Annotated in this window: 21 protein-coding genes and 1 pseudogene; 13 read left to right on the forward strand and 9 right to left on the reverse strand. The window is 24.2% G+C overall.

Features of this window, described 5'->3' with window-relative positions:
* Positions 1 to 163: 163 nt before the first annotated feature.
* The 3 genes from NBW53_RS05620 to NBW53_RS05630 all read right to left on the reverse strand — a co-directional run bounded on the left by NBW53_RS05620 (position 164) and on the right by NBW53_RS05630 (position 2687).
* Positions 164 to 1123 carry a CAP domain-containing protein gene (locus NBW53_RS05620; RefSeq protein ID WP_250277281.1) on the reverse strand — a complete coding sequence of 320 codons (960 nt, stop codon included), beginning with the start codon at positions 1121 to 1123 and terminating at the stop codon, positions 164 to 166.
* A 132-nt stretch (positions 1124 to 1255) separates the two neighbouring features.
* On the reverse strand, positions 1256 to 1837 hold the full coding sequence (locus tag NBW53_RS05625; RefSeq protein WP_250277282.1) for a polysaccharide deacetylase family protein: 582 nt from the start codon (positions 1835 to 1837) through the stop codon (positions 1256 to 1258).
* Between the two features lie 139 nt (positions 1838 to 1976).
* Positions 1977 to 2687: a DUF459 domain-containing protein gene (locus tag NBW53_RS05630; RefSeq protein ID WP_250277283.1), complete on the reverse strand. Its 711-nt coding sequence runs from the start codon at positions 2685 to 2687 to the stop codon at positions 1977 to 1979.
* A 245-nt stretch (positions 2688 to 2932) separates the two neighbouring features.
* On the opposite strand from NBW53_RS05630, the gene NBW53_RS05635 reads away from it, so the two are divergent.
* The gene (locus tag NBW53_RS05635) at positions 2933 to 3907 is read left to right on the forward strand and encodes an acyltransferase family protein (RefSeq protein ID WP_250277284.1); all 975 of its coding nucleotides are present in this window, start codon (positions 2933 to 2935) and stop codon (positions 3905 to 3907) included.
* A 371-nt stretch (positions 3908 to 4278) separates the two neighbouring features.
* Here the strand turns inward: NBW53_RS05635 and NBW53_RS05640 are convergent, their stop codons facing one another.
* From NBW53_RS05640 to proS, 4 genes and pseudogenes are all read right to left on the reverse strand, one after another.
* Positions 4279 to 5073, reverse strand: a complete 795-nt coding sequence (locus NBW53_RS05640; protein ID WP_284345806.1) for a peptidylprolyl isomerase — start codon at positions 5071 to 5073, stop codon at positions 4279 to 4281.
* Positions 5074 to 5182: 109 nt separating this feature from the next.
* Positions 5183 to 6670, reverse strand: a pseudogene (gene lysS / locus NBW53_RS05645) (lysine--tRNA ligase); the annotation flags it as partial.
* An 11-nt stretch (positions 6671 to 6681) separates the two neighbouring features.
* Positions 6682 to 7155, reverse strand: coding sequence for a transcription elongation factor GreA (gene greA, locus NBW53_RS05650; protein WP_250277286.1), 474 nt, complete (start codon positions 7153 to 7155; stop codon positions 6682 to 6684).
* Between the two features lie 350 nt (positions 7156 to 7505).
* Positions 7506 to 8939 carry a proline--tRNA ligase gene (proS, locus tag NBW53_RS05655; RefSeq protein ID WP_330651594.1) on the reverse strand — a complete coding sequence of 478 codons (1434 nt, stop codon included), beginning with the start codon at positions 8937 to 8939 and terminating at the stop codon, positions 7506 to 7508.
* A gap of 625 nt (positions 8940 to 9564) precedes the next feature.
* On the opposite strand from proS, the gene rplM reads away from it, so the two are divergent.
* Positions 9565 to 10002: a 50S ribosomal protein L13 gene (gene rplM, locus NBW53_RS05660; RefSeq protein WP_250277287.1), complete on the forward strand. Its 438-nt coding sequence runs from the start codon at positions 9565 to 9567 to the stop codon at positions 10000 to 10002.
* Positions 10003 to 10022: 20 nt separating this feature from the next.
* Positions 10023 to 10415, forward strand: coding sequence for a 30S ribosomal protein S9 (gene rpsI / locus NBW53_RS05665; protein ID WP_250277288.1), 393 nt, complete (start codon positions 10023 to 10025; stop codon positions 10413 to 10415).
* A 262-nt stretch (positions 10416 to 10677) separates the two neighbouring features.
* Here the strand turns inward: rpsI and NBW53_RS05670 are convergent, their stop codons facing one another.
* The gene (locus tag NBW53_RS05670; RefSeq protein WP_250277289.1) at positions 10678 to 12099 is read right to left on the reverse strand and encodes a sensor histidine kinase; all 1422 of its coding nucleotides are present in this window, start codon (positions 12097 to 12099) and stop codon (positions 10678 to 10680) included.
* 128 nt (positions 12100 to 12227) lie between these two features.
* On the opposite strand from NBW53_RS05670, the gene NBW53_RS05675 reads away from it, so the two are divergent.
* The 10 genes from NBW53_RS05675 to NBW53_RS05720 all read left to right on the forward strand — a co-directional run bounded on the left by NBW53_RS05675 (position 12228) and on the right by NBW53_RS05720 (position 18678).
* The gene (locus NBW53_RS05675; protein WP_250277290.1) at positions 12228 to 12521 is read left to right on the forward strand and encodes a YabP/YqfC family sporulation protein; all 294 of its coding nucleotides are present in this window, start codon (positions 12228 to 12230) and stop codon (positions 12519 to 12521) included.
* Between the two features lie 12 nt (positions 12522 to 12533).
* Positions 12534 to 13790, forward strand: coding sequence for a sporulation protein YqfD (gene yqfD / locus NBW53_RS05680; protein ID WP_250277291.1), 1257 nt, complete (start codon positions 12534 to 12536; stop codon positions 13788 to 13790).
* Positions 13759 to 14745 carry a PhoH family protein gene (locus NBW53_RS05685; protein WP_250277292.1) on the forward strand — a complete coding sequence of 329 codons (987 nt, stop codon included), beginning with the start codon at positions 13759 to 13761 and terminating at the stop codon, positions 14743 to 14745. Before yqfD ends, NBW53_RS05685 begins: the two co-directional genes overlap by 32 nt.
* Positions 14746 to 14792: 47 nt before the next feature.
* Positions 14793 to 15254, forward strand: coding sequence for an rRNA maturation RNase YbeY (ybeY, locus tag NBW53_RS05690; RefSeq protein WP_250277293.1), 462 nt, complete (start codon positions 14793 to 14795; stop codon positions 15252 to 15254).
* 3 nt (positions 15255 to 15257) lie between these two features.
* Positions 15258 to 15791, forward strand: a complete 534-nt coding sequence (locus tag NBW53_RS05695; protein WP_250277294.1) for a GNAT family N-acetyltransferase — start codon at positions 15258 to 15260, stop codon at positions 15789 to 15791.
* A 2-nt stretch (positions 15792 to 15793) separates the two neighbouring features.
* Complete coding sequence (gene era, locus NBW53_RS05700) at positions 15794 to 16699, forward strand: GTPase Era (protein WP_250277295.1); 906 nt, start codon at positions 15794 to 15796, stop codon at positions 16697 to 16699.
* A 110-nt stretch (positions 16700 to 16809) separates the two neighbouring features.
* Positions 16810 to 16929, forward strand: a complete 120-nt coding sequence (locus NBW53_RS05705) for a YqzL family protein (protein WP_250277296.1) — start codon at positions 16810 to 16812, stop codon at positions 16927 to 16929.
* An 18-nt stretch (positions 16930 to 16947) separates the two neighbouring features.
* Entirely contained in the window at positions 16948 to 17700 is a 753-nt protein-coding gene (gene recO, locus NBW53_RS05710; RefSeq protein WP_250277297.1) for a DNA repair protein RecO, read from the forward strand.
* 147 nt (positions 17701 to 17847) lie between these two features.
* On the forward strand, positions 17848 to 18372 hold the full coding sequence (locus NBW53_RS05715) for an inorganic diphosphatase (protein WP_250277298.1): 525 nt from the start codon (positions 17848 to 17850) through the stop codon (positions 18370 to 18372).
* Positions 18373 to 18489: 117 nt separating this feature from the next.
* Positions 18490 to 18678, forward strand: a complete 189-nt coding sequence (locus tag NBW53_RS05720; RefSeq protein ID WP_250277299.1) for a hypothetical protein — start codon at positions 18490 to 18492, stop codon at positions 18676 to 18678.
* On the opposite strand, the gene NBW53_RS05725 is transcribed toward NBW53_RS05720, so the two are convergent.
* Complete coding sequence (locus NBW53_RS05725) at positions 18673 to 20619, reverse strand: S8 family peptidase (protein WP_250277300.1); 1947 nt, start codon at positions 20617 to 20619, stop codon at positions 18673 to 18675. The genes NBW53_RS05720 and NBW53_RS05725 overlap by 6 nt on opposite strands.
* Positions 20620 to 20832: the final 213 nt, after the last annotated feature.

Here is a 20832-nt window from a genome sequence, read left to right on the forward strand (position 1 = left end):
ATTTACTATGCTAAAACAACATATTTATTTCATTAATTTTATATTTAAAATTAATGAAATAAATATGTTGTTAAGTTAAAATTAAATTTAATAAATTTATTTGATACCATTAATTATTACCATAAAAAATAATAGCTACAATAACAATAAACTTAAAAATTTTTTAACCAATAAATTGCTGTGTCCAATAATAATTATAGCTAGAATTTTTATCTTCGTAAAACCCTACCCCAATATATTTTGCTTCTGGGTTTAATATGTTTTCACGATGTGATTTTGAATTCATCCAGCTATCAACTACTTCTTTAGGTGTTGTTTGCCCAGCTGCTATATTTTCTCCCATCCAATTAAAAGTTAAATTATTCTCACGCATAACATCTGCTGGTGAACCTAATACTGGTGATGTATGTTCAAAGTAATTATTTATAGCCATATCTTTTGATTTTTGTCTTGAAAGTCTTATTAAATTTTCATCAATTTTTAATGAATTAAGTCCTAATTTTGTTCTTTCATTATTAACAAGTCTTACAACTTCTTCTTCATATTTACTATTTATATCTTCATTAACTTGTAAATCCTTAGGTATAGTTTTTTCTTTATTTACTGGTAAATTAGATATATTATTTTCATTTATTAATGTAGCTGTTTTAGTACTACCTTCCCATTCTGTTTTTATTCCAAAGCATAACTCTAGAGAACGTAATGGTATAAATGCACTACCATTTTTTATTTCCGTGTATACTGGATTATTTTTACCTGTTTCTAAACTTTTAATAACCATTTCAAAAACTTTGCCATTAATAATCATTTTATTAGTCCCTGAGATAAATTTTACTGTTTTATCTCCATTAGTGATTATTATTGTTTTATCTTTTGCATTATACTCTATATTATTTTCATCTATTCCTAAACCTAACAATACAACTCTTAATGGTATCATCATACTATAACTAGATTTTTGTATATATGGTTCAGTATTTAATATTTGATCATAACCATTAACATTTGCTATTCTATTATTTACACTTATTTTAACACATTGATTTGCAAATGTATAAGTACTATTTAATGATACATTAGTTAATATAATGCTACTAGCTAATAATTTAATAAATTTTTTCATAAAAAAATCTCCTTATTATGCCAAATTTATAATAAGATTATCATATATATATTATTTAGTCAACATACGTTTTTATATTTACTTTATAATGAATAAATTTTTATTAAATTTAAGTCTTATTATATCTAATTCTCAATCTAAACTATCAATATCCCATTGTATAGTATGATATCCAACCTCTTCAGCTGCTTTTAAAACTGTATCATTATATTCACCAAAAGGTGGTCTATATAAATTCATTTCATAGCCTAATAAATCTTTTACTTTATTATGTACTTCCATTATTTCTTTTTTATTTTCTTCTAAACTTATTTTACTACCATGAGGGTGTGTATTACTATGATTAGCTATTTCATGTCCTTCTTCATATATCCTTTTTACTTCTTCTGGAAATTTATCTATCCAATATCCACATAAAAAAAATGTAGCTTTAACATCATTGTTTCTTAAAATAGTTAGTAACTCTTCTGTGTCATCTGCTCCCCAAGCTGCATCAAAACTTATAGCAACTTTTTTTTCATCTGTATTTACGCAATATATAGGTAAGTTTTTTTTAGAAGGCTCTGGTTGTGAAGATACTGTTATGCTACTAATATTATTTTGAACAATTGGCCTAAAAACTGAAACAAGAGACAAACATAAAATAGATAATATTATAAAATATTTTATATTTGCAGCTTTAATTAAATTTAATAATTTCTTTATTTTTTTCATAATAAACTCCTTATATTTTAATTTATATATAATTTTATTACATTTAAATTAAATTTATGTTATTAATTAGTATTATATATTATAAGGTATTTATTAATCTCTTATAAATTATAAATTTAACTTTTTTATATTAAAATTTTTAATATTTTATTATATTAGAAATATATTTAGCTATTTCTATATTACCTTTTTTATTTGGGTGTATTCCATCAAAAAACCATTGTGGTTTATCTTTCGTTAAATTATATAAATCTATTAGCTTAACGTTTGTTTCTTTAGATATAGATTTTATTATTGGGCATATTTCATTTTTTATAATATAATTTCTTATACTACTTTCATTTTTTATTTTAGCAAATGCCCTAGGTGGTGTCATAATATATATTTTAAAGTTTTTATTTATAGATTGATATTTTTTTATTAATTTTAAATACTCTTGTTTATATTTTTTTGCATTCCAATTTATTAATTTTGAATCATTAGAACCTAACATAATTATTATAATATTAGGATTTTCTTTTAAACACTTTTTTATAAACTTTGTTTTGCTATATGGATGATTGCCACTACTTAAAAGAGTACGACTACTTGCTCCATAATTTAAAACTTTATAATCTTTACCTAAATTTTTATATAATCTAGCAGGATATGTACTAAATCTTCTTCTAAATTCTACCCCTAGCCCATAAGTAATACTATCGCCAATACAAGCAATTTTGATATTACCGTTACCTATTTTTTGTACACTAGGATAACATATTTTATAAAATTTAAAACATATACTTAAAAATATTACCAAAATACCTATTATTTCTTTTGATATAAACTTTATTTTTTGTTTTATTTTCATATTTTTTATCACTCTCCAACTAATAATATATTATTTTATATTAATTATATTTATTTTGTCAATATTATAAATATTTTAATTTTGTAACACAAATGTAACATTTATATGTTATTTTATTTATTATTATAATTAAATTATAAATTTATATTCATAATAATATTATTATATATAATATTTTAAATAGCTAATTTAAAACTTTATAACTTAATAAAAACTACTTTAAATTTGGAGGTTATAGATTAACTATGAAAGAGCGTAATCTTTTATTTGATAATATGAAAGGTATATTAATATTTTTAGTAGTATTAGGCCATAGTCTAGAATTTCTAAAGCATGAGTCTGAAATTGCCAAAATAATATATACATTTATATATATTTTTCATATGCCTACATTTATTTTTATTTCTGGGTATTTTTCAAAAAATTTAGAAAAATCTCGAGATAGTGCATTTGAAAAGTTTTTAATCCCTTTTCTATTAATAACTTTGCCTTGGAATACTGCATTAGTACTTTTAGGAGTTAAAGATGTATATTCTTTTTTTATACCAGCTTGGGCTATGTGGTATTTATATAGTATGTTTGTATGGAAATTAATACTGCCATATTTATTAAAAGTAAAAAATGTATTTAAAATGTCTATTATTTTAGGTATTTTTTCTGGTCTATTTCTTGAATTTAATGCTTTTATGTCTATATCAAGAACTATTACATTTTTTCCTTATTTTTTGGCTGGATATTTTTTTAATGAAAATTTAATTGATACTTTAAAAAGTAAACCAAAATTACCTTTTATATTATGTATTTTATTTATTTTTTTTATTTCTATTTATTTTTCAATTTCAAATTTATTTCCAATAGAGTTTTTATGGTTAGATAGGTCTTTTATAGCTCTAGGATATCCTCAAAACTTAGGCTTAATGCTACGAACATTACTTTACATTTTAGGATTTTTAATGATATTTTGCTTAATAAACATTATACCTACTAAAAAATATTTTCTTAGTAAAATAGGAAAAAATACTTTATCTGTGTATCTTTTGCATATATTTTTAGTTGGAATTATTTTTGGTATTACTAATAATTTACAAAATAATTTATTAAGTTTATTTATTGCTATTGTAAGCTCAATATTAATAACTTATATATTATCGCTTGATATTGTGAATAATACTACTTCTAAATTTATTAAGTATATAATATCTAAAATTATTAATGTATAAATTTATAATTTAAAAACTAATATTAACTCTATAATAAATACTGCTTTAAATAAATAGAAATTTCAAAAAATTATAATAAAATTAAAAAATTTAAAAAATAAAGTATATTTAATTAAAATCTAATAAAATAAATTTTAACTAAAAACTATAAGTTAAAATATTCTCTATTATAATAAAATACTCTTCACGATTGTATAAAACAGTAGTTAAGCATATTTCTTGGTTATTAAGAAAAATATTACCAATACTCGTTTGGTAAAATATTTTTGAACTTTTAGGCTTAATTTATAAAAGATAATAAAAAAAGTTGTATACTATTTTTTTCTAGTAATATTTTTTCTATCACTAAAAATAGTATACACCTTTTTTAACTATTTATATTCTTCAATAACAATGCTTTCAATAATAACATCTTCTACAGGTTTATCATTATCATCTACTTTAACTTTAGCTATTTTATCAACTATATCCATACCTTCATAAACTTGTCCAAATACAGTATGATGTCCATCAAGCCAAGGAGTTCCACCAACTTCTATATATTTTTCACAAATATTTGTAGGATATATATCTTTTACTTTAATATTATTTTGTACTTCTTCTTGATTATTTATAAAATATTCTAATTCTTCTTTTACAGAACTATCTAAACTATTGTTTTGAACAATAAAAAATTGACTTCCATTTGTATTAGCTCCACTATTAGCCATACTTAAAGCACCATTAAAATGTCTTAAATCTGGTATATTTATTTCATCTTCAAAAGGTTCACCATAAATACTTTCACCACCAGCTCCCGTTCCAGTAGGGTCTCCACCTTGTATCATAAATCCATCAATAACTCTATGGAAAATAAGTCCATTATAGTATCCTTCTTTAGCATGTGTTATAAAATTTTCTACTGCTTTAGGTGCTTTATCTTTAAAAAATCTTATTTTTATATCTCCATAATTAGTTTTTAAAATAGCCACTTCTTCTCCTTGTTTTATATTAGAAAATTGTAACAATTCTTTAGATATATTTTCATTTTGTTCGCTTTGATTTTCTGTAGAATTAGTAGATTCAATACTAGTTTGTTCAGTAGTTGTTGTAGAATCTTCTTTACTGCAAGCAACATTAAACATCATAGCACCTACTAATAAAGCTAATAAAAAATTCTTTTTCATAAATTATACCTCCAATTTATATTATATATTAAATTTAAATAAAATAACTAATATATTTATATATAAATATTAACTATATAACTTTATTTTATATTTAATTACTTAATGGTTTCATAGTAGGGAATAAAAGTACATCTCTAATAGAAGGAGAATCAGTAAGTAACATAACAAGTCGGTCTATCCCCATACCTAAACCTCCTGTTGGAGGCATACCATATTCTAAAGCTAATAAGAAATCATCATCTAGCATAGTAGCTTCATCATTACCTTCTGAACGAAGTTTTTCTTGTGCTTCAAATCTTTCTCTTTGGTCAATAGGGTCATTAAGCTCAGAATAAGCATTAGCAAATTCTCTACCTACAATAAATAATTCAAATCTCTCAGTATATTCTGGGTCATTTGGCTTTCTTTTAGAAAGAGGAGATATATCTACTGGATGCTCTGTTAAAAATGTAGGTTGTATAAGGTTGTGCTCAACAAACTCATCAAAGAAAAGACTTAAAATATCACCTTTTTGATGATGTTTTTCAAATTGTATATTATGTTTTTTAGCTACTTCTCTAGCTTCTTCAATAGTATTTATTTCTCTAAAATCTACATTAGCATATTTTTTAACAGCATCTATCATAGATATTTTTTCAAATGGTTTAGATAAGTCTACTTCTGTTCCTTGATATGTTATTTTTAAAGTACCTAAAACATCTTGTGCAACAGCTTTAATTAAACCTTCTGTTAGTTCCATCATGTCATTATAATCTGCATAAGCTTGATAAAGCTCCATTAATGTAAATTCTGGATTATGCTTAACACTCATACCTTCGTTTCTAAATACACGGCCTATTTCATATACATTTTCAAAACCACCAACAATAAGACGTTTTAAAGGTAGCTCTAACGCTATACGCATATATAAGTCTAAATCTAAACTATTATGATGTGTTATAAATGGTCTAGCGTGAGCTCCACCATAAATACTTTGTAAAATAGGTGTTTCTACTTCTAAGAAATTTTTATTATCTAAATAGTTTCTAATACTTTTTATAATTTGAGAACGCTTAAAAAATGCATCTTTAACTTCAGGATTAACTATCAAATCTACATAACGTTGACGATATCTAAGGTCTTGGTCTTTAAGCCCATGAAATTTCTCTGGTAAAATTTGTAAACTTTTAGAAAGTAATGTAACACTGTGTGCTTTAATAGATATTTCATCTTTTTGAGTTTTAAACACAATACCTTTTATAGCTACAATATCACCTATATCAAATTTTTTAAACTCTAAATATTCTTCTTCACCAATTTCATTTTTACTAACGTAACTTTGAATTCTTCCGTCTCTGTCTTGTATATCACAAAAAGATGCTTTACCCATTATACGCTTGCTCATTATACGCCCAGCTACGTATACTTCTTTTTGGTCAAATTCTTCAAAATTATCTTTAATTTCTTTACTATGGTGCTTAACTTCTGCTTTTACAATTTCAAATGGGTCTTTCCCTTTTTCTCTTAGCTCTTTTAATTTATCATGTCTTATTTGTAAAAGTTCATTTAATTGTTGTGTATTTTCTGTTGTTTGATTTTCATTTGTATTTTCCATATAAAACTCTCCTAATGTATTTCTAAAATTTTAAAGCTAATTACTCCATCTGGTGTGTCAACTTCAACAGTATCACCAACTTTATGTCCTATAATACTAGCCCCAATAGGTGATTCATTTGATATTTTACCATTAAATGGGTCAGCCTCGGCAGAACCAACAATAGTATATTCTAATTCTTCCTGAAACTCATTATCAAATAATTTAATTGTATTTCCAATACTTACTGTATCTGTAACATTAGCCGAATCGATAACTTCAGCATTTCTAAGCATATTTTCTATTGTTATAATTCTAGCTTCTATCTCTGCTTGTTCCTCTTTGGCAGCGTCATATTCTGCATTTTCAGAAAGGTCTCCTTGCCCTCTAGCTTCTTTAATTTTAGCTGCAACATCTTTTCTACGTACAACCTTTAACTCTTGCAATTCTTGTTCTAAATTTTCAAGACCTTCGTGAGTTAAAATTATTTTTTTTCCTTCATTCATCTAAATGACACCCCTTAATAAATTTATATAAATATATAATAACCTAGTATATCTTTAAGATTATAAAACAACTAAAAAATATTGTCAAGAATTTTAACAAATTTAACTATTTACTTAAAAATATACTAATTTATTATTTACTATAATAGTATATAATTTTTCATATTTATATTTCAATTTTGTTTTAATAGTTAAATATCACTGTTTTATTAGTTTTTATAATATTTCTTATTTTTCTTAATCTATTCTTATACATAATATTATTTACGTTTTATTACATATATTAAGGTAAAAAGACAAAGTCTTAAATAATTTTTTTGACTTTGTCCTTTTGCTTTAATTTTTATTAATTAATATGCTTTTGCCCAATAAACCATTTTTTTAGCTGGTTTGCCACAACAAACACAAGTGTCTGTAATATTTTCTTGTTCAAATGGAATACAACGAGAACTTGCACCTGTTATTTCTTTAATTTTTTCTTCACATTCTCTATCTTCACACCACATAGCTTTTATGAACCCTTGTTTTTCTTTAAGTTGATTTTCAAATTCTTCTAAAGTTTTTACTATAAATGTATTTTCATTTCTATGATTTAAAGCTTTATTAAATAAATCTTGTTGTAAATCTTTTAACATATTATCAACTGCATCTTGTAAATCATCTAATTTTACAAAAACCTTTTCCCTATTATCTCTACGAACTAAAACACATTGGTTATTTTCTATATCACGTGGCCCTATTTCTAGTCTTAAAGGAACCCCTTTCATTTCATACTCGCTATATTTCCAACCAGCCGATTTATCTGTTAAATCTATTTTTACTCTATATTTTTTAGAAAGTAATTCTTTTAATTCTGTAGCTTTTTCTACAACACCATCTTTTTTCATATTTATAGGTAGTATAACAATTTGTATAGGAGCTACATTAGGAGGAAGAACAAGTCCATTATTATCACTATGAACCATTATAAGTCCTCCTATTAAGCGAGTAGAAATACCCCAAGATGTTTGATGTGCATATTGTAATTTATTTTCTTTGTCTGTAAATTGTATATTAAAAGCTTTAGCAAAACCATCACCAAAATTATGAGATGTTCCAGATTGAAGTGCTTTTCCATCATGCATAAGTGATTCTATTGTGTATGTTTCTTTAGCTCCTGCAAATTTTTCTTTTTCTGTTTTTTGTCCTTTAATAACTGGCATAGCTAAAAAGTCTTTACAAAAATCAGCATATATATTTAACATTCTTAATGTTTCTTCTTTTGCTTCTTCTTCAGTAGCATGTACTGTATGTCCCTCTTGCCATAAAAACTCAACGCTTCTTAAAAATGGTCTTGTTGTTTTTTCCCATCTTACAACAGAACACCACTGGTTATATAACATTGGTAAATCTCTATAAGATTGTACAATGTTTGCATAGTGGTCGCAAAATAAAGTTTCAGATGTAGGTCTAACACAAAGACGCTCTGTTAATTTTTCCGCTCCACCATATGTAACCCAAGCTACTTCTGGTGCAAATCCTTCTATATGGTCTTTTTCTTTTTGTAATAAACTCTCTGGTATAAACATAGGCATGCAAACATTTTCATGTCCAGTTTCTTTAAATTTTTTATCAAGCTCTTTTTGTATAAGCTCCCATATAGCAAAACCATAAGGTCTTAGTATCATACAACCTCTAACAGAAGAATAATCTATAAGGTCTGCCTTTTTAACAATATCTGTATACCATTGAGCAAAATCATCTTCCATAGATGTAATTTCTTTAACAAGTTTTTCTTTACACATAATATTTTTCTCCTTTAATATAAACCTATAAAATAAAAACTCAACAAAAAATTAAGGGATAAATATAGTAGTACCCCCCTTTTTTAAGTAAAACATTAATTTTTTACTATTATTTATTCGTATATGCATATAAAAATTATAAAGGTAATCTATATATTCATTATATTAATAAAATTGTTAACAATTTTAAAAAATTTATATATAAATACCCTTTTAATTAATTTTATAATATTTAATAAAAATATATACTAAAATTAATTGTATGTCAAGAATATTATATATAAAGGTATTAAGTTAAAGGATATATAAAAAATGTATATACTTTATTAAAAAATAAGTTTTTCAAAAAGTTTAAATTAACCTTAACTAAAAATATGACTTTTTCCAGATTGAACTAAGCCCCTATATAAATATATTCTACCTTTAAAAATTATAAAAAAAATGCTTTATTTTACATATCAATAAAGTTTATTTATATATAAAACCTAAATAAATAATATATTAAATTAAATGTTGACATATTTTACAATATGATATATAATATTTATGTTTTAGTGCCACTTTCAGATCCGTTAGCCCCGGGTTTCGAATATATGTATTAATAGATATCAAGGAGGAACCATAAATGAGAACAACATTTATAGCTAAAACAGCTGAAATAGAAAGAAAATGGTATGTTGTTGATGCAACAGATAAAACTTTAGGACGTCTTGCTTCAGAGGTTGCTAGTGTTTTAAGAGGTAAAAATAAACCTATTTATACACCTTTTTTAGATACAGGTGATTTTGTTATTGTTATCAATGCAGATAAAGTTAAAGTAACTGGTAAAAAATTAGACCAAAAATTATACAGAAAACATTCTGATTACGTTGGTGGTTTTAAAGAAACTACTTTAAGAGCTATGATGGATAAAAAGCCAGAAGAAGTATTTAAACTTGCTGTTAAAGGTATGTTACCTAAAAATGCTCTTGGTAGAAAAATGTTTAAAAAACTTCACGTATATTCTGGTGCAGAACATAATCATGAAGCACAAAAACCAGAAGTATTAGAATTTAATTTTTAAGGTGTATAGGAGGGTAAAAAATGTCAGCAGCTAGATATTATGGTACTGGTAGAAGAAAAAGCTCTGTTGCTAGAGTTTATTTAGTTCCAGGTAACGGAAAAATAACTATAAATAAAAGAGATATAGATGAGTATTTTGGTCTTGATACTTTAAAGCTTATTATTAGACAACCATTAGAATTAACTAGCACTACTACTAAGTTTGATGTTTTAGTTAATGTTAAAGGTGGAGGTACTACTGGTCAAGCAGGTGCTATAAGACACGGTATTTCTAGAGCGTTAATTCAAGCAGATAGCGATTTAAGATCTTCTCTTAAAAAAGCTGGTTTCTTAACAAGGGACCCAAGAATGAAAGAAAGAAAAAAATACGGCTTAAAAGCAGCTCGTCGTGCTCCACAGTTCTCAAAACGTTAGTTTTTACTATCAATTGTTTAAAACCTCAGAAAATAAGTTTTCTGAGGTTTTTTATATGAATATATAAATATTTGGTTGTTTACCATTTTTAGTGATATAAAAAATATAAACAATTAAAAAATATTTTATAAATAAAAGATAGAAAATTACTACTAAAAAACCTAATTTATAAATTTAAAAAAATTATCGCTAATTTTGACAAACAACCAATTATCATTTTTAAATACAACTTAAAATAGAAAAATTTCTAATATTTCAATACTTATATATTTGCCTTTGTCAAAGTAAATATAAACTCACTTCCCTTGTTAGGTTCACTTTTAAGCTCTATACTTTCACCTTGAGATAATATAAAATCTTTTACAATAGAAAGCCCTAAACCACTTCCTTTTTTATCTTTACCTCTAGAATAATCTGCTTTATAAAATCTATCAAATATTCTTTTTTGATCTTCAATAGATATACCATAGCCTTCATCTTTTATAGACACAAAAACTTTGTTATTTTTAATATTTGTAGATATAAAAATAGATTTATTATCCTCAGTAAATTTTATAGCGTTATCTATAAGATTGTAAATTACTCTCTGTATTTTTTGAATATCTGCAAATACAAATGTTTCTTTTTCCCCAAAAGATATTTTTATATCTAAATTTTTATTAACTACTCTAGCTTCAAAACTTATTATAATTTTTCTTATAAGCTCATTTATATCAAAAATAATATTTTTTTCTTTTGTATCAATATCTTCTAGTTTATTTATATCTAGTATATTATTTGCAAGAACTGTTAACCTTTCAGTTTCTTCTAAAACTATGTTAATATATTTTTCTTTTTTTTCTTCTGGTATAGTTCCGTCTATAATAGCTTGTAAAAATCCTCTCATAGATGTTAAAGGAGAACGTATATCATGAGATATATTTGATATAAACTCTCGTCTTCTTTTTTCTTGCTCATCTAAATTTTGAGCCATGTCATTTAACACTGTTGCTAACTGCCCTATTTCATCTTTACTATCTATATATATACGCTTTTTAAAATCTCCACTAGCCATTATTTTTGCTGCTTTATTTATTTCTATAAGTGGAAGACTAATTTTTTTTGAAAAAAGATAAACTAAAATAAACGCTCCTATTATAGCAAATACGGTAAATAATATTATTATTTGATATGATTTTTCAACTGTTAAAAATAAATCTGTTACAGGCGTATTTATAAATATTGTCCCTATATAGTTTTCATTTATTACCATTGGTCTTGCTATACTAAGCATAGTTTCATCAAATATACCATTCATAGTCCCTCTTATTTCATAATATGAATTATTTTTAGGCTCATTTAAAATTTTGTCTAAATCTATTTTTTCATTATTCCATTTTTTATCTATATCATTAGATATTATTTTAATAACATCTTCATTATCTACGAAAATAAAACTAGAATTTAAATATTCTTCTAATATTTCTATTTCACTTTGAAGTGCTAGTAAACCATATCTTCCATTTAAAAAATATGCTTGCTTAAATGTTTTTGATATTTTTTTACTTTGTTCTACAAGTAATTCTGTTTTTTGTTCTACAAAAAATGAACTAAAAGCTTTAGTAAGCCCTGCCCCTAACAATGCAAAACTTATCATAAGAACAAAAGATTGCATAAAAAATTGTTTTTTAAATAATGTATTCATAAAAATCATCCTTTTTATAGTATAAATTTATATACATTATACTATAAAATATTTTTATTGAAAATAGATTTATATTCTAATTAACGTAAATTTAACATATAATCTATTGCTAGAGGAGGTAGATTTATATGAAAAAAAACAAATATAAGCCTGTTTTTATAAAATCTATTAAAAATTATTTAACAAACAATGTCGAATTACCTAATGAAATAATCTTAAATATACCACTTATAACTATTGTTGGTCGCTCTAAAATATTGATTGAGAATTTTAAAAATATATCTCAATATTCAAATGAGATAATAAAAATAAACACAAATTGTGGAGTTTTTAAAGTAACCGGCAAAAATCTTTTTTTAAAAGAACTTAATAAAAATAAAATACTTATAAAAGGTACTTTAACACAATTTGAATTTATGTAGGTTGGTGAAATAATGTTTAAATTTATATGGAATTACTTTAAAGGATATGTTATTATAAAAGTTACAGGGTTTTCTATTGAAAGATTTTTAAATTTATGTTTAAATAAAAATATAATTTTATCTAAAATAGAAGAAACTAATGACGGTATTATGTGTATGGTATCTATAAAAGATTTTAAAAATTTAAAACCTATATCTAAAAAAACTGGTTGTAAATATAAAATCATATTAAAATATGGTATGCCTTTTTATATATTTAAAAATAGAAAAAGAAAAATGTTTTTAATCGGTGCTATATTTTTTGTATTTTTATTATACTATTTTTCATCTTTTATATGGACAATACAAGTCGTTGGTAATGATAAAATTGACAATAATCAAATTTTAAATTTTTGTGAAGAAAAAGGTCTTCATTTAGGTTCATATAAAAGAAAAATTAATACAAAGCTAATAGAGGCTGATATTAAAAATAATTTTAGTTCTATATCTTGGGTTAATATACAAATTATGGGTACTAAAGCTACAATTAAATTATCTGAAAATATACAAACCCAAAATACTATTGAAAATAATGAACCTTGTGATATAATAGCTAAAGAAACTGGTGTTATAACAAATATTGTTACAAGAACAGGACGACCTCTTGTAAAAGCTAAAGATGTTGTACAAAAAGGAGAAATTTTAGTATCTGGTGAAATTTTTTTAAAAGACGGTGATGAAATAAAAGGTACTTATAATACTTATTCTGATGCTGATATAAGAGCTAAAGTTGAAAAAGAAATAACTGTTAATGTCCCATTTGAATATTATGTAAAAGAACATACTGGACAGAAAAAAACTACCTATAATTTATTAGCATTTAATAAAAACTTTTCTTTAAATTTGTTTAATAAAAATATTAATTATACATATTATGATACAGTTATATCTAGAAATCAATTAAAACTTTCTGAAAATTTTTATTTACCTTTTATTATTAAAAAAACACAATATAAAGAGTATATACCTAAGAAAAAAACATATTCTATAGATGAAGCTAAACTATATGCTAATAAACTTATATTAGAAAAAATAACAAAAGAAATTGATTTTTCTTCTGATATATTAAGCAAAGAAATTACTTATAAAGAAGAAAAAAATCAATTAATAGCTACTGCTAAACTAACATTAATACAAGATATATGTGAAAAAGCACCTATAAGTATTAGCTACCACAATGAAGGGAGTAATTTAGAAAATGGAACAAATGAAAATTCAAATAGCCAATAGTCAAATTTTAAATATTTTTGGACAATATGATGTAAATATAAAAAAAATTGAACGTAGTTTTGCCGTAAACATAGTAAATAGAGGAGAAGATATAATAATATCTGGTAGTAAATATTCTTTAAAAAAGGCTGAAAAGGTATTAAAATCTCTTATATCAATAGCAAATCGTGGTGAAGAAATAACAGAACAATCTATAAATTACCTTATAGCTCAAGTTGAAGACGAAAACTTTGATGATATAGAAAAAATAAATGATGATTTTATATGTGTTAATATTGCTGGTCGTCCTGTAAAGCCAAAAACTATTGGTCAAAAAACTTATGTAGATACTATTAGAAAAAATACTATTGTATTTGGAATAGGTCCTGCTGGTACTGGTAAAACATATTTAGCAATGGCTATGGCAATTACTGCTTTTAAAAATAACGAAGTAAATCGTATTATTTTAACTAGACCAGCGATAGAAGCAGGCGAACATCTTGGATTTTTACCTGGTGATTTACAACAAAAAGTTGACCCATATTTAAGACCATTATATGATGCTTTATACGATATAATGGGGGTTGAAAATTTCCAAAAAAATATGGAAAAAGGTGCTATTGAGGTTGCTCCCCTAGCCTATATGCGTGGTAGAACATTAGATAATGCTTTTATTATACTAGACGAAGCACAAAATACAACGCCAGAACAAATGAAAATGTTTTTAACTCGTATTGGGTTTGGCTCTAAGGCAATTATTACTGGAGATTTAACACAAGTAGACTTACCAACAGGTAAAAAATCCGGTCTTATTGATGCAATAAAAATCTTAAAAGATATAGAAGATATTGGTATATGTAAGTTTAGCAATAAGGACGTTGTTAGACACCCTCTTGTACAAAAAATAATAGGCGCCTATGAAAAATTAGAAAAAGAGAAAGAAAAAATAAAAGAAAAACAAAAGAATAAAAACTAAGTAAATGATTTATTTTTCAATCTTTACTTAATATAAAAGGAGTTTTTATGAATATTTTATTTGATAATAATACAAATTATATTATAGATGAAAATACTTTTGATTTGATACAAAAATGTATAGAAGAGTGCCTTAATATAGAAAATTTTACACATAATGTAGAGATAAGCCTTTCAATTGTTAATAATGAAGAAATAAAAGAAATTAATACCCTATATAGAAATATAGAAAAAGAAACAGATGTTTTATCATTTCCATTATTAGATAGCTTTGATAATATAGACAATAATGTATTGCACTCTATTCCATTAGGAGATATAATAATAAGTATTGACAAAGCTATTTCTCAATCTAAAGAATATGGACACTCCATACAACGTGAACTTTGTTTTTTAGTAGTCCATAGTATGTTACATCTTTTAGGCTATGACCATATGACAAAAGATGAAGAAAAAACTATGTTTGAAAAGCAAGATATTATTTTAGATAATTTAAACATAAGGAGATAATTTATGTTAATAGAAACTAAAAGATTAGTATTAAAACCTTTATGTACTAATGATTTTAATAACTTAAAAACTCTTTTACAAGATGAAAAAGTTATGTATGCTTATGAACATATATTTTCCGATGAAGAATGTGAAACTTGGTTTAGCACTCAATTAGAAAGATATAAAGAAGAAGGTTATGGTCTTTTAGGTGTATTTTTAAAAGAAGATAATACTTTTATAGGACAAGCCAGTATTACTAAACAAAATTTAAATGGAAATATGGTAGATGAAATAGGATATTTACTAAAAAAAGAATATTGGAAAAAAGGTTATGCAATAGAATGTGCTAAAGCCTTAAAAACTTATGGTTTTGATATTTTAAATTTAGATAAAATTTATTCTATAATTAGAGATAATAATATATCTTCTCAAAATGTAGCTAAAAAAAATAATATGAAAAAAACAATAACAATATTAAAACATTATTATAATCTAGATATGCCTCATTATGTATATTGTATAACAAAAGATGAATTTTTAAAAGAAAGGATTTAAATATGAATAATAATTTTCGTTCTGGATTTATATCTTTAATAGGTAGACCAAATGTTGGTAAATCAACACTTATGAATAGTCTTATAGGAGAAAAAATAGCAATTATTTCTAGTAAACCTCAAACTACTAGAAATAAAATACAATCTATATTAACAGAAGATGATTTTCAGGCAATATTTATAGATACACCTGGTATACATAAACCTAAATCTAAATTGGGTAACTATATGGTAAAATCTGCAGAAACAACTTTAAATGAAGTAGATATAATATTGTATCTTATAGAACCATTTGAAAAGATTAAAGAATCAGATTTATCTATCATAAAAAGATTAGAAAATGTTTCTACCCCTGTATTTTTAATAATAAATAAAATAGACACTGTATCTAAAGAACAAATTTTATCGGTTATTGATAGTTATAAATCTATATATAATTTTTCAGAGATTATTCCTATATCTGCATTAAAAAATAAAAATAAAGATGAACTTTTAAAATGTATAAAAAAATATCTACCACAAGGTCCTTTATTTTTCCCTTCAGATATGATAACAGACCAACCAGAAAGACAAATTGTCTCTGAAATAATTAGAGAAAAAGCTCTAAAACTTTTGCAAGATGAAATACCTCACGGTATAGCAGTTGAAGTTAGCTCTATGAAACCTAGAAAAGATAAAGATATTATAGACATACAAGCTACTATTTATTGTGAAAGAGATTCTCACAAAGGTATTATAATAGGAAAACAAGGGTCTATGCTTAAAAAAATAGGGTCTAATGCTCGTTATGAGATAGAAAGGCTTTTAGGTTCTCCTATAAATTTACAAATTTGGATAAAAGTAAAAAAAGACTGGAGAGATAGCGACTTTTTATTAAAAAACTTTGGATATGACCAAAAACAAATTTAAAAATTAATTTGTCAATAGTATTTTAGCACCTTTTATGGTAAATTTTCAATAGTATATAAATATAGTTTTTACTAAAAATATTTATATACTTTTAAATGGGGGCTAAAATTATGGAAAATTTATTTTGGAATATTTTTGAAAAAAGTGGAGATATTAATGCTTTTTTAGCTTATAAAGAATATAAAACAAACAATGTAAATAATACAGAAAAAGATAAAGACAAAAAATAACTATTAAGGAAGGATATAATGAGTACATTTAAAGCTAGAGGTATAATAATAAAAGAAAATTTAGTTGGAGATAACGACAAATCTCTTATAATACTGCTAAAAGATTATGGAAAATTTACTATATGGGCTAGGAATTGTAGAAATAGCAAAAGTAAGCTTTTATCTGGCTCTTCCATATTTTCTTATGCCGATTTTATTATATATGATAATGGAAGAACTCTTTCTTTAAACCAAATAGATATAATAGAAAATTTCTATAATCTAACAGAAGACTTAGACTCTCTAGCTTATGGTACATATTTTTTAGAATTTATAGATAAAAACACACAAGAAGCAACCCCAATAAACGATATTATGTTGCTTTTATTAAAATCTTTATTAATTTTATCTAAATCTACTTCTATTTCACCTAAATTAATATGTAAAATATTTGAAATTAAATTTTTACAATTAAATGGATATATGCCTTTAGTTGATAATTGTAGCTATTGTAACAATATTATTAATAAAGAGGATAAAATATATTGGGGAAGTAATGGTGTTGTATGTAAAAATTGTGTAAATAAAGAAGAGTTTTTATTAAATATTTCATATAATAGTATTTTAGTTACAAAGTATATTTTATCTTCAAAAATAGATAAATTATATAATTTTAATGTATCTGATAATATTTTAAACGAACTATCTTTAATTAGCAAAAAACTTTTAAATTCGCATTTATATGTAAATTTAAAAAGCTCTCTTTTTATAGAAGAATTAGAAAATATATAAATATTAACCATTTTAATTTATTTTTGTTTAATTTGTATAATTTATACAATAAAATTGTTTTTAATTCATATTATTTGTCAATTTAATTTTTTACTATTTAAATATATAATTAATAACGATAATACTATTTTTTCAGGAGGAAAATTAATGAATATTTGGCATGATATTAATGAAAATAGAGTAAAACCAGAAGATTTTGTATGTGTTATAGAAATATCTAAAGGTAGCAAAAAAAAATATGAACTAGATAAAGAAACTGGTCTTATTATTTTAGATAGAATTTTACATTCATCTGTTCATTATCCAGCCAACTATGGTTTTATACCTAAAACTTATGGCGATGATAAAGACCCTCTAGATGTTCTTTTATTATGTTCTGAAACTATTGACCCTTTAACACTTGTTGAAGCATATCCTATTGGTGTTATGCATATGGTTGATAACGGTGAAAATGATGAGAAAATCATAGCTATACCTCATAATGACCCTGTATATAACTCTTATAAAGATATATCTGAGCTTCCACAACATATATTTGAAGAAATGAAACATTTCTTTACTATATATAAAGACCTTGAAAATAAAAAAACTACAGTTGAAAAATTAGGTAGTGCCGAAGAAGCAAAACAAATTATAGAAACTTGCATTAAAAACTATAAAAATAAATTTTAAATATATTTATAAAACAAAAAGTATTGTAAAATAGTTCTATAAAAACTATCATACAATACTTTTTGTATATTGTTTTTTATTTGGTTTTAGTATATAATCTTTTTTGAGGTGATTATTATGTGTACTAAAAATAAAAAACAACAAGAAGTTTTAGTCCAAAATGTTTTTAACCTTTCTCTACTAACTAGAAAACTTTCTTTATATTGTAATTTTCTATCAAAGTCTAAAATTTTAGACCGTAAATATATAAAAAGTGAGATAGAAAATATTAAATTATTTGTAGAAAGTATTGAAAAATACTTATAAATTTTCAAAAGTACTTAATATATTTAATTTACCAAAGCCCCATAAATTATTTGGTAAAAGTTCATTTTTTTGTCCCTGAGCACCAGATATAAAATAACTTATTATAGATATTGTATTTATATTAAGGCTATTTTTTTTAACTATGCCCCATTCTAGCATTAAAGCAGAACACCCAGTAGATATTGCAGCAGCCCCACTTGTTCCTGTTATAGTATCTAAATTACCATCTTCATTAATGCAACTAATGTTAACTGCTGGTGCACAGACAATTGGTCTTATATCATTTAATCTTGTAGGACCTCTACCAGATTGTATAAAAAAACTATTATCAAAATGATTATATCCGCCAACGCTAACAATAGAATTTGCTGTTGCAGGTAGTGTTACTGTATAAAAAGGATCTGGTGTTAAAAAAAATGTATCCTCTTTTAAAAAATTTTTTATAGGTAACCAACTATGAATATCTCCTATTAAAATTTTTTCACCATATATATCTATTTTCCAAATGCCCTCACTTGGTGTTATAAATTTTATTAGTGTTAACTGTCCACTACTTGCAAAGCTTTTATTATAATATTGTATTCTAATTCTTGTATTACTTAATGGTAATAATATTTCTTCGTTATAATTATCTCGTGGAGGTATTTTACCTGTGCTTTCTCCTGTTGGAGATATAATATTTATACTTATTCTATCCGATGGATAAGCCACAATAGTTAACATTATTCCTCTTTCATTTTCTGCAATTTTAAACTCTAAAGTTTTTTTATCTCCTGTTTTATCTACTTTAATAAGAGAATGGTGTTGAGCATTTCCTTCGTTACCGTTACATATATTTATACAAATTCCATTTTTTATAGCTATATTAGATATATAAGATTCTAATATTGATAAACCATTATGAAACCCTGTATTACTCCCCATTCCAATACAAATAGCTAATGGTTTGTTTAATTCTAATGACTTTTCATAAAGATATTCTATCCCAAGTATTAAATCTGAACTACTATATGCTGGTACATTGTCTGGAACAAATTCATAATCTCTTAAATTTTTATTAGACTGTTTTAATTTTACCACAACTAATTCTGCATCTGGTGCAACACCTATAAAATTTTTTTCTATATTTTCTCGACCTGCACATATGCTAGCCAATTTTGTTCCGTGCCCTATTTCATCTTTTGATGGAACTATATCGAAAGGATTTTCTTTAGACAATGCTAAATTAATATCTTCTCTTGTATATTCTGTACCAAAGCAATAATTTTGTGAAGTATTATTTGGTATAGTTTGGTCCCATATACTTACTATTTTACTTGTATTATCTTCATATATAAATTCATCTAATGTATAATTTATACCTGTATCAACAATACCTATTAAAACTCCATTTCCTCTTAAATTTAAAAAAGGTTGATTTTGTATAGCTAATACTCCTGTTGCCTCTAGTGCCGATTTATCCATTAATCCTAAATTAAAAGGTTGTTGTAGGCTCATTTTAGACATTTCTTCTTGAGTTATTGTATTAAATTTATCTTTCTTTATATATAAAATTACAAAGTCTCCAGTTAATACTTTACATATTTTTATAAAATCATATTTTTCTATTATTAACCTTGTTTCATTATTGTACTCTGCAAACATAGATACATATTCTTCAGAATAAGCTATATCATTTAAACTCATATTTTCACTTTCTTCTAAATTCATAGATGACACCACACCTTTAACATTATAAATTTCTAATATATTAATTGTATTTAAAATACATAAACTACCATAACCCCACTCTTTATTGGGATAAATTAAATTTTGGTTTCTTTTTGCTCCCAATCTTAAAAAAGCTTTTAATCTTTGGCCATATAAAAATAAATCATTTTTATTTACTATACCCCACTCCATTAATAATGCACAAGCACCTGTTACAAATGGAGCCGACATACTTGTTCCTGTAAAACTGTCATATCATATTGACAAGTTAATACTTAAAAATATTTCCATTTTTATATTTAAAAATTATTTTTATATTTTTATCATTATATATACGTACTTATTTTACTAATATTTGTAATAATTCTTTTGTTAAAATTTTAGTATTTTTAAAATTTATAAATTTTTTCTATATGTTTATATTAATTTTATATTTTTTATTTA

Origin of the sequence: [Clostridium] colinum, assembly GCF_940677205.1 — a bacterium.
Classification (GTDB): domain Bacteria; phylum Bacillota; class Clostridia; order Lachnospirales; family CAG-274; genus Tyzzerella; species Tyzzerella colina.

What these genes read in the sequence shown, in the direction of transcription:
- rplM (WP_250277287.1), top strand. Translation starts at nt 9,565, where the DNA reads ATGAGAACAACATTTATAGCTAAAACAGCTGAAATAGAAAGAAAATGG.
- NBW53_RS05620 (WP_250277281.1), bottom strand. Translation starts at nt 1,123, where the DNA reads ATGAAAAAATTTATTAAATTATTAGCTAGTAGCATTATATTAACTAAT.
- yqfD (WP_250277291.1), top strand. Translation starts at nt 12,534, where the DNA reads ATGTTTAAATTTATATGGAATTACTTTAAAGGATATGTTATTATAAAA.
- rpsI (WP_250277288.1), top strand. Translation starts at nt 10,023, where the DNA reads ATGTCAGCAGCTAGATATTATGGTACTGGTAGAAGAAAAAGCTCTGTT.
- NBW53_RS05640 (WP_284345806.1), bottom strand. Translation starts at nt 5,073, where the DNA reads ATGAAAAAGAATTTTTTATTAGCTTTATTAGTAGGTGCTATGATGTTT.
- NBW53_RS05725 (WP_250277300.1), bottom strand. Translation starts at nt 20,619, where the DNA reads ATGTCGGCTCCATTTGTAACAGGTGCTTGTGCATTATTAATGGAGTGG.
- greA (WP_250277286.1), bottom strand. Translation starts at nt 7,155, where the DNA reads ATGAATGAAGGAAAAAAAATAATTTTAACTCACGAAGGTCTTGAAAAT.
- NBW53_RS05695 (WP_250277294.1), top strand. Translation starts at nt 15,258, where the DNA reads ATGTTAATAGAAACTAAAAGATTAGTATTAAAACCTTTATGTACTAAT.
- NBW53_RS05670 (WP_250277289.1), bottom strand. Translation starts at nt 12,099, where the DNA reads ATGAATACATTATTTAAAAAACAATTTTTTATGCAATCTTTTGTTCTT.
- era (WP_250277295.1), top strand. Translation starts at nt 15,794, where the DNA reads ATGAATAATAATTTTCGTTCTGGATTTATATCTTTAATAGGTAGACCA.
- proS (WP_330651594.1), bottom strand. Translation starts at nt 8,939, where the DNA reads ATGTGTAAAGAAAAACTTGTTAAAGAAATTACATCTATGGAAGATGAT.
- recO (WP_250277297.1), top strand. Translation starts at nt 16,948, where the DNA reads ATGAGTACATTTAAAGCTAGAGGTATAATAATAAAAGAAAATTTAGTT.
- NBW53_RS05685 (WP_250277292.1), top strand. Translation starts at nt 13,759, where the DNA reads ATGGAACAAATGAAAATTCAAATAGCCAATAGTCAAATTTTAAATATT.
- ybeY (WP_250277293.1), top strand. Translation starts at nt 14,793, where the DNA reads ATGAATATTTTATTTGATAATAATACAAATTATATTATAGATGAAAAT.
- NBW53_RS05635 (WP_250277284.1), top strand. Translation starts at nt 2,933, where the DNA reads ATGAAAGAGCGTAATCTTTTATTTGATAATATGAAAGGTATATTAATA.
- NBW53_RS05705 (WP_250277296.1), top strand. Translation starts at nt 16,810, where the DNA reads ATGGAAAATTTATTTTGGAATATTTTTGAAAAAAGTGGAGATATTAAT.
- NBW53_RS05625 (WP_250277282.1), bottom strand. Translation starts at nt 1,837, where the DNA reads ATGAAAAAAATAAAGAAATTATTAAATTTAATTAAAGCTGCAAATATA.
- NBW53_RS05630 (WP_250277283.1), bottom strand. Translation starts at nt 2,687, where the DNA reads ATGAAAATAAAACAAAAAATAAAGTTTATATCAAAAGAAATAATAGGT.
- NBW53_RS05720 (WP_250277299.1), top strand. Translation starts at nt 18,490, where the DNA reads ATGTGTACTAAAAATAAAAAACAACAAGAAGTTTTAGTCCAAAATGTT.
- NBW53_RS05675 (WP_250277290.1), top strand. Translation starts at nt 12,228, where the DNA reads ATGAAAAAAAACAAATATAAGCCTGTTTTTATAAAATCTATTAAAAAT.
- NBW53_RS05715 (WP_250277298.1), top strand. Translation starts at nt 17,848, where the DNA reads ATGAATATTTGGCATGATATTAATGAAAATAGAGTAAAACCAGAAGAT.